Origin of the sequence: Aeromonas sp. QDB31 (genome assembly GCF_027707605.1) — a bacterium.
GTDB classification, from domain to species: Bacteria; Pseudomonadota; Gammaproteobacteria; order Enterobacterales; family Aeromonadaceae; genus Aeromonas; species Aeromonas media.
On the sequence record NZ_JAPCIX010000003.1, the window covers coordinates 38,644 to 51,045 of the forward strand.

At 64.9% G+C, this 12,402-nt stretch carries 7 protein-coding genes; 5 read left to right on the forward strand and 2 right to left on the reverse strand.

The window, feature by feature from the left end; genetic code table 11:
* Positions 1-93: 93 nt before the first annotated feature.
* Positions 94-4,947 carry an alpha-2-macroglobulin family protein gene (locus PG898_RS03875; RefSeq protein ID WP_253264854.1) on the reverse strand — a complete coding sequence of 1,618 codons (4,854 nt, stop codon included), beginning with the start codon at positions 4,945-4,947 and terminating at the stop codon, positions 94-96.
* A 559-nt stretch (positions 4,948-5,506) separates the two neighbouring features.
* On the opposite strand from PG898_RS03875, the gene PG898_RS03880 reads away from it, so the two are divergent.
* The 5 genes from PG898_RS03880 to PG898_RS03900 are packed head-to-tail and all read left to right on the forward strand — an operon-like array spanning position 5,507 to position 10,620.
* On the forward strand, positions 5,507-6,544 hold the full coding sequence (locus PG898_RS03880; RefSeq protein ID WP_253264855.1) for an AI-2E family transporter: 1,038 nt from the start codon (positions 5,507-5,509) through the stop codon (positions 6,542-6,544).
* A gap of 4 nt (positions 6,545-6,548) precedes the next feature.
* The gene (locus PG898_RS03885; protein WP_171269088.1) at positions 6,549-8,066 is read left to right on the forward strand and encodes an efflux transporter outer membrane subunit; all 1,518 of its coding nucleotides are present in this window, start codon (positions 6,549-6,551) and stop codon (positions 8,064-8,066) included.
* Entirely contained in the window at positions 8,059-9,153 is a 1,095-nt protein-coding gene (locus tag PG898_RS03890) for an HlyD family secretion protein (protein WP_171269089.1), read from the forward strand. The genes PG898_RS03885 and PG898_RS03890 overlap by 8 nt, the downstream gene beginning before the upstream one ends.
* Positions 9,154-9,161: 8 nt before the next feature.
* Complete coding sequence (locus PG898_RS03895; RefSeq protein ID WP_171269090.1) at positions 9,162-10,190, forward strand: DUF2955 domain-containing protein; 1,029 nt, start codon at positions 9,162-9,164, stop codon at positions 10,188-10,190.
* Between the two features lies 1 nt (position 10,191).
* Positions 10,192-10,620 carry an ion channel gene (locus tag PG898_RS03900; RefSeq protein ID WP_171269091.1) on the forward strand — a complete coding sequence of 143 codons (429 nt, stop codon included), beginning with the start codon at positions 10,192-10,194 and terminating at the stop codon, positions 10,618-10,620.
* Positions 10,621-10,702: 82 nt separating this feature from the next.
* Here the strand turns inward: PG898_RS03900 and PG898_RS03905 are convergent, their stop codons facing one another.
* Positions 10,703-12,391 (reverse strand): FAD-dependent oxidoreductase, encoded by a 1,689-nt coding sequence (locus tag PG898_RS03905; protein ID WP_171269092.1) that lies wholly within the window; start codon positions 12,389-12,391, stop codon positions 10,703-10,705.
* Positions 12,392-12,402 lie beyond the last annotated feature (11 nt).

The window sequence follows — 12,402 nt, forward strand, 5'->3', positions numbered from 1 at the left end:
AGCCAGGCACGGCAGACGCGGCCACAGTGACAAAGCCGCAACCAGCCGCGCCGCCAGCGGGTGAGCGGGCGAAGCCACTCGAGGGAGGAAAGATTACTCAGAGATGCTCACCTCGTGAATATCCTCCCCCAGGGCCCGCAGTTCAGGCCGATACATATCCTCCACCTGGGTCGGCGGCACCTGATAACGGCCCGGCGTCACCGCTCGCATCAGATAGACCAGCTGCTGGTTGCCCCCCGCACTCAGATCCAGTGCCGCCGTGTAGCGATCGTCACGAAACTCCTGATGCTTGAGGTAGTCGTTCCACTCGCTTTGCCACGCCGGTTTCCCCTCAATCGAAAGCTCTTCCAGCTTGATGCTGTTGCCAAGGGCCGGGTTCTCCAGCTCGAAACCGGCTGGCACCATCTCCACCAGCAGGGCATCGGGCACCGCCGATTCGCTACTCACATTGAGCCGCACCACCACCAGATCGCCGACCTTCACCTTGGCAGGATCAAGCTGCTGACCGTCGCCGTTGAACCAGCTGCGGGTAACACTCATCCCCTGGCTGACGCGCACGGGTGCCTGCTCGGGGTAGCCGATCAAAGTGCGCTGCACATAAAGCGAGCCCTTGCCCTCATTGGTAACGGCGCTGGCTGTCAGCGCCTCCGGGGCGCCGAGCTGCACGCTGGCCTCGCCGGCAAAGGGGCGCTCGCCATCGGCCGATACCAACCTGGCCTGCCAGTCGGCGGCGGGGTCAAAGCGGGCGAGTCCCAGCAGGGCGAGGCGCTCCTGGGTGCTGAGCCACTGACGGTGAGCCAGGGTATCGGCCACCTTGGCGCTCAGCGCTGACCAGCGCTCCTCGGCCAGCTTGTACTGACGAAGCAGGGATAGCTCGACGGTCTGGTCGCGCAGGGGAGAGCCGTAATCCCCCAGATAGTCCTCACCGCGCTCGGTCGCTAGCGCCCGGGCAAGGGCCTTGGCGGCGTTCTGCTCATCCCCCATGGCCGAGAGGGCCAGCGAGAGGTGGAGCAGCGGCAAACCGGAGCGGGCGTGATCCGCCTGTTGCTCCCAGATGAGGCGCAAGGTGGAGAGCGGCGCCTTGCCCACCCGTGCCAGCACATAGGCACTGTAGGCCTGATAGGCCAGGCGGCTGTGTTCGGGGGCACTGCTCCAGCGCTCACCGTACTGGCTGTCGGTGAGATAGCTCTGCAGCCGGTTGATGGCCTGATTGAGCATGGCCTCCGGCACGGCATCACCCGCCTCCTTGCGGGCCAGCAGGTAGTCGGCGGCATAGGCGGTGAGCCACTGCTCCTCGTCGGAGCGCCCATCCCAGAGGCCAAAACCGCCGCTCGGCAGTTGCAACCGCTGCAAGCGTTGCAGCAGGGCGCGCTGCAGATCCGCCTCGCTCACCGGTTTGCTCCCCTCTGCAGGTTTGGCCCAGGCGGCACGCTCATCCGCCGTGGTCAGCAGGTAGGGCCAGGCGCGGGAGAGGGTCTGCTCCAGGCAGGCATAGGGGTAGTCGGCCAGCGCCTGCCACTGGGCGGCAGGATCCCAGGGGGGCGTGCCTGAGAGGCTGAGCAGCCCCTGCAGGTTGGTGCTATCCAGCCCCGCCAGCTCGCCCGGCGCAAAGCTCATCTGCTGGCCGGGGGCCAGCATCTGGTAGCGCTGGCGAGTCTCGGCAGGCCAGGGGGAGCGCAGCGGCAGCGACCAGTCACGGCTTATCGCAAAGCCCTTGCCGCTGGCCGCCAGTTGCATGCTTGCAACGCCGTTTGTACCAGTCACGGTGAGCGGCAGGGTCAGCCACTGCTCCTCGCCGTTTTTCAGGGAAAGGGTGCCGGGCAGCTCACCCCGCGCCTGCAGGCCGCCGCTCAGGGTCCATTCAAGCGAAAGATTCTGATCCTCACCGCTCATGTTGCGCAGCTGCACCAGGGCACGGGTCTGATCCCCGCGAGCGCCAAAACGCGGCCAGCCTATCTCGGCCACCAGGGGCGCAACTACCTTGACGGCGCGCTCGGCCTGGCCCACCTGCTGCTCGTTCCAGGCCAGCGCCATCAGCGCCAGCTCGCCGTTGAAGTTGGGCAGATCGAGCGGGATCAGCGCCTTGCCGTGCTCATCGAAACTCACCTCGCCACTCCAGAGCGCAGCGACCTCGACCCGGCTCTCCAGTGCGCCCCCCTTCTTCAGGGCCGGGGCATCGCCGCCGTAGTTGAGGCGAGCCAGCTTGCCGTCCTGGGGCGGGATCACCTGACCGTAGTTGTCGAACAAGTCTTGTGCGAAGCGCTTGCGACCAAAGAAGATCTCGAACGGGTCGAGGGGCTTGTAGTCACTGATATTGAGCACGCCCCTGTCCACCGCCGCCAGCACCACCCGCCCCTGACTGTTGGGGGTGGAGGTAGCGGTCACTTCGAGCCGGGTGAGCGGCACGGCTTTATCAGGCGCGCTCAGGGTGAGCGGCAGGCGGCGAGCCTCTCTGTCCAGCGTCAGCGGCACCAGGCCGACCGAGCGCAGGCTTTGAATGCCCTTGCTGCTCGCCGGTCTCGACTCGCTGTCAGGGACGGCGATCTGGGCCGAGATATGAAGATCATGACGTTGCCACTCGGGGCTGATGGGGATCTCGAACTCGCCCCGCCCTTCCCCTTGCCCTGTGCCTTCGGCGTTTAGCTCGATGCGCTGCCACCAGCGCAGGCCGTCGCCATCTTCCACCAGCAGCAACCCCTTGCCCGGACGCGGTGCCACCAGGGTCACCTTGGCCTTGTCTCCGGCCTGATAGGCACGTTTGTCGAGGGTGATGGCAATCTTGTCGGGCCGCGCCTGCTCGCCACCGCCGCCCCAGGCGTAGCTGCCGATCTCCAGCCGCAGACTGGATTGATGGCCCTGGCTGTTCTCCACCTCGAGGCGATACCAGCCGGCCGCAAGGGGCAGGCTGAGGGCAGTCGGCCCCTTGCCATCCAGCTGCAGGGTCTGCTCCTGCTCCAGATAGGGCTGACTGTTGAACTCGTACTTCCACCCCTCGCCGTCGGCGTAGTGCCAGTAGTAGTCGCGGTACTCGTTGACCAGGCGCACCTTCACCGCCCCCGCCACCGGCTGGCCCTTGTCGTCGAGGTTGAGGATCTGGAAGGGTAGCGGTTTGCCCCCCTCTGCCCGCTCCGCCACGAAATCGGCCCTGAGGGCGGGCCACTGGCTGCCGGCGGGCCAGCCGTACTGGGTGCGGCTGCGATTGACGGCTCGGCCACCGGGCTCGGAGAGAGAGACACGGTAGGCCACCTCCAGCGGCCCGAGGGCACGCACGCCATCCAGCTCATCCACCAGGGAGAAGGTCCCCTGCCCCTGCTCATTGAGGGTGAGACTCCGGGGCTCGAGATCCTTGGCCTGCTCGGCGAGCAGCACGTCCCCTAAGGTAAACTCCTGCCACTGGGTGAAAGGCATGGTGGCGCGGCTTATCTTCACCTCCGCCTTCGCCTTGGTACTGCTCGCCGGGGCACCATAGAGGTAGTCCCCCTGCAGCGGCAGGGTGAGGGCCGCTTCCGGGCTCTGCAATTCCCCATCCGGTCCCTTTCCGAGCTGCAGTTTCAGCCGCTCGGGCAGGAACTCCTCCACCAGGAAGGGCCACTCGAAGCGGCTGCCTGCCGATGTCTTGAGGGTGATGGTCCAGCGTCCCAGGGGCGCATCCTGGGGCAGGCGCAGGCCGTAGTGGGCGGCGCCCAGGGGGTCAGGTAGCAGCCGTTTCTGCTCCAGCAACTGACCGTCCGGCTGTTTCACCTCCAGCTCCACCGCCATGCCGGGCAACAGCTGGCCATCCTGCCCCTTGAGCAGGATCTCGCTGTCGAGGCGCTCGCCGGGGCGGTAGAGATCCCGCCCACTGAACAAATAAAGCTGCTGTGCCTGCCAGGGCTGGGTGCCCAGATCGAAGGTGGAGAGATCGAGGGCCGCGCCATCGAGGCGCAGCACCGCCAAGTGCTTGCCCTGCTCGGCCAGCAGCAGCCGGGCCCCCTGCACCTGCTCGAAACGCCGGTGACCGCGCGGATCTGTCTGCTGCACCTGCAGCCGGTTGCCCTTCTCGTCGAGCAGGGAGAGTTGCACCTCCTTGAGGGGGGCGGCGGTTGCCAGGGAACTGACGAACACCTCCAGTCGATCCCGGTAGCGGCGGGCACTGAGCCCCATGTCGCTCACCGCGAAATAGGTGGTCTCCTTGCGCCAGTCGTAGTTGCCAAGCGGAGACATCACCGCGAAATAGACCCCGGCCTCGGCCAGTTGCGGCTCCTTCACATTGATGAGGCGGGTCTCGCGCCGGTTGGCATCGAGCGCCAGGGCATAACGACCGCTGAACACCCGCTTGGCACGCTGGGTGACCTGCTCCAGATCCCAGTTGCCCATGCCGGCGCCGGGGCGATACTCGGCCAGGAAGCGCGGCAGATAGTCGGCATCGATCCGGAAGAAGTCGATGTTGACCTCGTCCACGTTGACCGCGCTGATGGGCAGGCGCAGCTCCTCGCGCAGGGGCAATACCATGCCGCTGGCGGTAAAGGAGGCCCCCGCCTCAAGCGGCCGGGTCTGGAGAGTCCAGTCCTGGGGGGCTGGACCCAGGCCAGCTGTGAGGGTCACCTCATAACGCTTGTTGGGCTGAACGTTCGGAAAATAGAGGGTGCGGCCATCTTCGGCGAGGATCCACTCCCCCTGCACCTGCTTGCCCCCTTCACTGACCGCCAGCCAACTCTGCCAGTTCGCCTTGGGCACCAGGGGGCCGGAGAAGACCAGTGCCAGCGCCGGGGCATCCCGATATTGGCGGGCATTGGCCTGCACCACTGAGGTCGGTGCCCCGGCCTCCTGCTGCGCCTCGGTTGGGGAGGATGAGGGCGCCGGGGTGTCCGGGCCGCAGCCTGCCAGCAGCAGAGCCCCCAAGCCCGCCAATAACGAGGCCACTAAACAAGGGACGCGAGACACAGGAGAGGGCTTGAGGAGACGCATAGGTTTGATCCCGGGTTGAGTCGCCGCCAGCGCAGCGCAGGAGCCAACAGGATAAAACGTCGCCCCCATTAACACAAAGCTCAGTGCTTTCCACTGCTCATTCACCATGTGCCGATACTGGTCGCTAAAATAGCCATTCATAGGTAGAAAATAATATTTCTCATTCGAAGCCTTTTTTAGACGGCTATTTTATATAGGCAAACTTTCCCCGTTTTCTGAACCCAAGCCAAACTGGGAACAACTGTTCGCTTGTGCGGCACCTGGGGACTCTTTATTCTCTGGCCCCTCTGAAGAGGTTGCATCAATCAACCTAATATCAACCAGTTAAAAACTTTTTAAACATTGAATTCCTGTGCCATAAATTAAATGCAGGCAAGGTCAGAGTGACCCCCACACGCTGAACTCAGTGTTATTTATTACTGCACAACCCCTGCTTGCTGGCCCGACACCTATGTTGGGCCAGCATGGTTGTGTGCTCATCCCCCGTCGGAGTCATACCAGAATGGAAAATAATGATCTGTCCATAGTCGAAAAAAGGTTGGTTGCCAGATTCCTGGATATGTTCATCAAGTTTGGCCTTATCCTGGCACTGGGCTCTTTCTGCTTCACCGTGTTCTCCCCCTTCATGAACATGATGTTGTGGGCCCTGATCCTGGCCGTCACCCTCTATCCCCTCCACCAGCGCTTTGCCGCGCGCCTGGGCGGGAAACAGGGCAAGGCCTCTACCCTGCTGGTCTTGCTGGGGGTGCTGCTCATCGTGGCCCCTACCGTCGTCATGGTCAGCTCCCTGGGTGACAGCGTCAGCTCCCTGGTCGACAAGGTGAACAACAACACCCTGGTGATCCCGGCGCCCTCCGCCGACATCGCCGAGATCCCGCTGGTGGGCGCCAAGCTCCATGCCGTCTGGCTGAAGGCCTCGGCGGATCTGCCCAGCCTCATCGTCAGCTACAAGCCACAGCTCGGGGATCTGGCCAAGAAGGTCGTCGGCATCCTGGCCAGCATGGGGGGTGGCCTGCTCGGCTTCGTCTTCTCCTTCATCGTGGCCGGCATCATGATGGCCTGGGGCGCACCGGGTGCTGCGAGCGCCGATCGCATCGCCATGCGCATCACGGATGAACGCAAGGGTCTGGCGCTGACCAAGCTGTGCACCAGCACCATACGTGCCGTCGCTCAAGGGGTCATCGGGGTCGCCTTCATCCAGGCGCTGCTGGCGGGCATCGTCATGATGCTGGCAGGGATCCCGGCCGTCGGCATCTTCTTCGTCCTGGCGCTGATCCTCGGCATCGCCCAGGTGCCCGTGATCCTGGTGACGGCTCCCGCCATCGCCTACATGTGGAGCACGGGTGATCACGGCACTGCGGTGAACATCATCTACAGCGTCCTGCTGATCGTCGCAGGCATGGCCGACAACGTCCTCAAACCGCTGCTGCTGGGTCGCGGTGTCGATGCCCCCATGCCGGTGGTGCTGCTGGGCGCCCTTGGCGGCATGGCGGCCAGTGGCATCCTCGGCATGTTCATCGGCGCCACCCTGCTCTCCATCGGCTATCGCATCTTCATGGCCTGGGTCAACGAAGGTCTGGCTTCTGCGGATAAATAACCCCATGGCCGTCCAACGTCACACCATGCGCCCCCTGTTCACGGGGGGCGCATGCCTGTTATTGAGTGCCTGCACAGTGCTAGGCCCCGACTATCAGGCTCCCAGAGTCGAGGAGATGGCCAGCTGGCACAGCGCCAGCGAGGGTCAGCAGGCGATCGCAACCGCCGACTATCGCCAATGGTGGAACCGGCTCAACGATCCCGTGCTGAGTGCCCTGGTCGAGGAAGCGCTGCGAAAGAATCCGGACGTCAGGATAGCCGGCTTGCGGATCCTCGAGGCCCAGGCCCAGCTCGGCATCGCCGAGAGCCTGCTCGGCCCCCAGGCCACTGTGGGCACGGGCGAGTTCCTGCAAGCCGGACAGACCCGGGGCGGCCACAGCAGCGCCGGCAGCAGCTATGGCGCCGGGTTCAACCTCGGCTGGGAGCTCGACTTCTGGGGCAAGTTCGAACGCGGCATCGAAGCGGCGGATGCCAACTACTTCGCCACCCTGGCCCAGTATGATGACATCCAGGTGCTGATGGCCGCCCAGGTGGCCCAGCTCTATGTGAGCATCCGCACCGTGGAGGCTCGCCTCTACATAGCCCGGGAGAATGCCCGCCTCCAGCAGCGCAGCCTGGAGATCACCGAACGGCTGTTCAAGAGCGGCAACAGCGCCGAGCTGGACGTGCAGCAGGCCAAGACCCAGTACCTCGGCACCCTGTCCGGCATTCCGCAACTCGAGACCAGCCTGCGCCAGAGCCAGAATGCCCTCTCGACCCTGATTGCCAGACCTCCTGGCCCCCTGCCCGAGATGGGCACCAACACCGGCAAGATTCCCCAGGGCGAACTGGCTCTGGTCACCGAGATGCCGGCCGATCTGCTGCGCCGACGCCCCGATGTGCGGGTCGCGGAGCGGCAACTGGCCGCCCAGTCGGCCCTGATAGGGGTGGCCGAGAGCGAGCTCTACCCATCCATCACCCTGCTTGGCACCCTGGGCGTCAACGCCACCAATGGGGAGAGCGGCACCTTCTCCTGGGCCGTAGGTCCCTCGCTCAGCTGGAACCTGCTCGATCAGGGACGGCTCGGCAACCAGATCCTGGTGCAGGACGCCCGCTTCCAGCAACTGCACGAGCGCTATCGTGACAGCGTGTTCAAGGCGGCCCGCGAGGTGGATGACGCGGCCGTGGCCTACGCCAACGGCCAGGACGAGATCGCCCTGCTGACCCAAACCGGCGAGGCCGCCCGTCGCTCCCTCGAGATAGCCAACACCCAGTATCGCGAGGGGATGGCGGACTTCCAGCGGGTGCTCGACTCCCAGCGCGCCCTGTTCAACCAGCAGGAGCGCCTGGTCAACAGCCGTGGCGCCCGGATGCGCGATCTCATCACGCTCTACAAGGCTCTGGGTGGCGGTTGGGAACAGGGGCGTGAACGCCCCCTGGTAACCCCGGAGGTGGAGGCCCAGCTGCGCACGCGCGCCGACTGGGCTCCCCTACTCGACGCAACCCACTCCCCCATGACACAGAAGGCAAGCTCCCATGACTGACAGCACTGCATCTCCCGGCCAGGCCAGCCGCCGCGCCACCCTAGGGCTGCTGGCTGCAATCCTCCTCCTGCTCATCTGGTATCTGCTGGCGGACCGGCTGACCCCATACAGCTCCCAGGCCCGGGTGCAGGCCTTCGTGGTCCCCGTCGCCGCCGAGGTGTCCGGCCAGATCAAACGGGTCTATGTCCACGACAATCAGGACGTGGACGCAGGCTCCCCCCTGTTCGAGATCGACCCCGAGCCCTATGACATCGCCCTGGCCAAGGCCAGATCCGACTACCAGACGGTCTTGAGCGGCGTCAAGGCGAACACCGAAGGGGTCAAGGCGGCCGAGGCGGCCCTGATGGCCATGCGTGCCGCCTATGACAACGCGGCCAAGGACGCCGAACGCCAGGAGCGACTCTATCGGGAGGATCCGGGCGCCATCTCGGTGCGTCGCCTCGAGGTCGCCCAGGCCAGCCGCGAGACCGCAAAGAGCCAGGTGGCGGCAGCCGAAGCCGACGTCCGCCGCGCCATCGAGGCCGCCGGGGCGAGCGGCGATGACAACTCCCAGCTGCTCAGCGCTCGCTCGGCGGTACACAAGGCAGAGCTGGATCGCCAGAACACCCACGTGGTTGCGCCGGGTCGGGGGCTCATCACCGACTTGAGCACAGATGCAGGCCAGTTCATCGGGGCCGGCGCACCGGCCATGACCCTGATCGCCATCCACGACGTCTGGATATCGGCCGATCTGACGGAGAACAACCTCGGCAACATTCGGCCGGGGGACAAGGTCGCCATCCTGCTCGACAGCCTGCCCGGACGCCTGTTCAAGGGCGAGGTTCGCAGCGTCGGCTACGGGGTGGGCGACGGCAAGAGCCAGCCAGCCGGAGCCCTGCCCACGGTCGACAACAACCGGGACTGGCTGCGCCAGGCCCAGCGTTTCCCGGTCAAGATTGCCTTCCAGGGTGACGACTTTCCGCCGGTCGAGGCGCTGCGGGTCGGTGGCCAGGTCGATGTGCTGGTCTACACCGGCGAGAGCGGGGTGATGCACCTCCTGGGGGCACTCTATATCCGGCTGATGAGCCTCTTCTCCTTCCTCTATTGAGGCGCCACATGCATAACGCCGACAGGGCTGTACTGCGCATTGGCACGGGCATCGGACTCGCCACGGGGATCTGTTACGGATTGGCCCTACCGATGCCCCATCTCGGCGTCATCATGGCCTGGGTGGTGCTGTGCCGACCCGGTGAGCCGCTCGGCCTGAAGAAGGGGCTGGCGGGGGGGATCCTGCTACTGGGGATCATGGCCTCCGGGGTGCTGCTGGTTCCGCTGCTGACCCACTATGCCCTGGCGGCCGTGCTGCTTGTCGGCTTGCTGCTCTACCTGCTGATGCAGCAGGCGATGGCCGGCAAGGGGGCCGCCGCCATGTTGCTCATCATGGCCATCACGGTGATCCCGGTGGCCGGTCTCATCGAGCAGTCCCTTGCCATTGCCATCGCCCAGATGATGGGTGTGGGGATCCTGATAGGCACCCTGGTCAACCGCATGGCGCATGCACTCTTCCCCCCTCAGCCGGTGGCCGGTGCGGCCGCCAGAGCGGCACCGCCGCCCCCCGAACACCCCGAGCGGCTGGCGCTGCGCGCCGTCGCCATCGTGATGCCGGTGTGGCTGTTGGCCCTCGGCAATCCGGCGTTCTACATTCCGGCGGTAATGAAGACGGTGACGCTGGCCCAGCAGAGCACCTCCCTCAACGCCAAACAGGCGGGCCAGGAGCTGGTGCTTTCGACCCTGGCGGGCGCCCTGCTGGCGTTCGCCCTCTGGATGGGACTCAGCCTCTGGCCCTCGCTGCTGATGCTGGTGCTGATGCTGACCCTGATGACTCTCTGGCTGGCACGGCGTCTGGTGCGACTGGTGGCGGGGCGCTTCCCGCCGTCATTCTGGAGCAATGCCTGGATCACGGCGCTTATCCTGTTTGGCCCGGCCATAGAGGACAGCGCCACCGGCAAGGATGTGTGGCTGGCGGCCGCCATGCGTTGCGGCCTCTATCTGTTGGTAGCCGGCTATGGCTGGCTGTGTATCTTGCTGCTCGAGCAGTGGCGGCCGGTCGGCCGACCACTGGCAGAAGCGAAGTTAGGAGACTGACATGTTTCTCATTTTGATGGTCGGCATCCCGGTGATCCTGGTCAACATGCTGTTGCAATCCCTGGTTGCCGTCTGGTGCATCCGCTTCTACATCAAGCGGTTCAATCAACGCGAGGGTATCCTGGCCGGCATGCTGGCCCTTTTTGGCACCATCACTCTGGTGATGCTGGGCAACCTGGCCCAGATCGGCGTCTGGGGAGGGCTCTTCCTGTGGCTCGGCGAGTTCGACACCTTGCAGGAGGCCATCTATCACTCCGGGGTCAACTTCGCCACCCTGGGCTATGGCGACATCGTCATGAGCCCGCAGTGGAAGATGCTCGGGCCGCTGGAAGCAGTCAACGGCGCCCTGATGATAGGCCTCTCCGGCGCCTCCATGCTGGCGGTCCTGCAGCACCATATTCGCAAGCAGCTCAATGACCGCGCCCCCTGACCGGGCACAGCTTACGGCAAGACAGGGGCCACTCCATCGAGTGGCCCTTTTTATGCGCGATCAATGATCCGGGTCATGCCACCTACTCGGCAGAGGCCATCTGCCAGGTCTTGAAGCCGCCGGAGAGGTTCTTCACCCGAAAGCCGTGCTGGCTCAGCAGGCGGCAGGCCACGTGGCCGCGCAAGCCCACCTGACAGCTGATGAGCAGCTCCTTGTCCCTGGGCAGCTCGTGAAGACGGCTGCGCAGCTCGTCGAGGGGGATGTGCAACGCCCCCGGAATGCGTCCCAGCTTGTCGAGCTCGGGGCCGTTGCGCACATCCACCACCAGCTGATGGGGGTGGCGAGCCTGCACCTCGGCAGCGTGGCAAAGGATGGTGTCCCCCTTGAGGTGATTGCTCGCCACGAAGCCCGCCATGTTGATCACATCCTTGGCCGAGCCGAACGGCGGCGCATAGGTGAGCTCCAGATCCTGCAGATCAAACACGGAGAGACCGGCCCGCTGGGCCACCGCCAGTACGTCGATGCGCTTGTCGACCCCATCCTTGCCGATGGCCTGGGCGCCATAAATCTTGCCATCGGGAGCAAACAGCAGCTTGAGGCTGACCGGGTGGGCACCGGGGTAGTAACCGGCGTGGCTGCCCGGGTGGACATAAACCTTCTCGAACGGCAGACCCAGTTGCACCAGTCGCTTCTCGTTCAGACCGGTGCTCGCCACCGCCAGATCGAACAGCTTGCAGATGGCGGTGCCCTGGGTCTTCTTGTAGGTTTCCGCACGGCCCAGCATGTTGTCGGCGGCGATGCGTCCCTGCCGGTTGGCAGGACCCGCCAGCGGGATCAGCACAGATTCGCCGGTGACGAAATCGGTCTCCTCCACCGCATCCCCCACCGCAAAGATGAAAGGATCCGAGGTACGCATGCCGGCATCGACCTTGATGCCGCCGCGCGGCCCCAATTCCAGCCCCGCCTTGGCGGCGAGCAGGGTTTCGGGCTTGACGCCAATGGCGAGGATCAGCATACCGGTGTCGAGATGGGTGCCGTCATTGAGGGTCAGGCGCAGGCCACCGCTGTTGGCGGTGGGCACGGCTGCCGTCTTCTCGGCGGGCAGATCCAGACTCTCGATGGCTGATAGACCGGTGCGCAGACGCAGATCGATCCCCTCTTCGCGGATGCGGGCATGAAGCATGTTGGCCATCTCCTTGTCCACCGGCGCCATCACCTGATCGGCCAGCTCCAGCAGGGTGACATCCAGCTTGCGCTGATGCAGCGCTTCCATCATCTCCAGCCCGATAAATCCCCCGCCCACCACGGTGACATGGCGTGGATTGTCGTGGTGCAGGGCCCCCAGAATGCGATCCATGTCCGGGATGTTGCGCAGGGTATAAACGTGGGGGCTGTCGATACCGGGGAAAGGAGGGCGGATCGGTGCCGCACCCGGGCTCAGCAACAGCACATCGTAGGGCTCGCGCTGCTCGTCACCGGTTTGCAGGTTGCGTACCAGCAGAGTCTTGCCCGCCTTGTCTATCTCGATCACGTCGTGGAAGACCCGCACATCGACGTTGAAACGGCGCTTGAAGCTCAAGGGCGTCTGCAGCAGCAAGGCATCCCGATTGGGGATATCCCCCCCGATGTGATAGGGCAGACCACAGTTGGCAAAGCTGACGAACTCGCCCCGCTCGAACATCACTATCTCTGCTTCTTCACTCAACCGGCGGGCGCGGGCCGCCGCCGATGCACCACCCGCGACACCACCCACAATCAGGATCCGTTTCATCTGCCAGACTC

Excerpts from the sequence above, each read along its gene's own strand:
- PG898_RS03890 (WP_171269089.1), top strand. The coding sequence starts at position 8,059 with ATGACTGACAGCACTGCATCTCCCGGCCAGGCCAGCCGCCGCGCCACC.
- PG898_RS03885 (WP_171269088.1), top strand. The coding sequence starts at position 6,549 with ATGGCCGTCCAACGTCACACCATGCGCCCCCTGTTCACGGGGGGCGCA.
- PG898_RS03895 (WP_171269090.1), top strand. The coding sequence starts at position 9,162 with ATGCATAACGCCGACAGGGCTGTACTGCGCATTGGCACGGGCATCGGA.
- PG898_RS03880 (WP_253264855.1), top strand. The coding sequence starts at position 5,507 with ATGTTCATCAAGTTTGGCCTTATCCTGGCACTGGGCTCTTTCTGCTTC.
- PG898_RS03875 (WP_253264854.1), bottom strand. The coding sequence starts at position 4,947 with ATGCGTCTCCTCAAGCCCTCTCCTGTGTCTCGCGTCCCTTGTTTAGTG.
- PG898_RS03905 (WP_171269092.1), bottom strand. The coding sequence starts at position 12,391 with ATGAAACGGATCCTGATTGTGGGTGGTGTCGCGGGTGGTGCATCGGCG.
- PG898_RS03900 (WP_171269091.1), top strand. The coding sequence starts at position 10,192 with ATGTTTCTCATTTTGATGGTCGGCATCCCGGTGATCCTGGTCAACATG.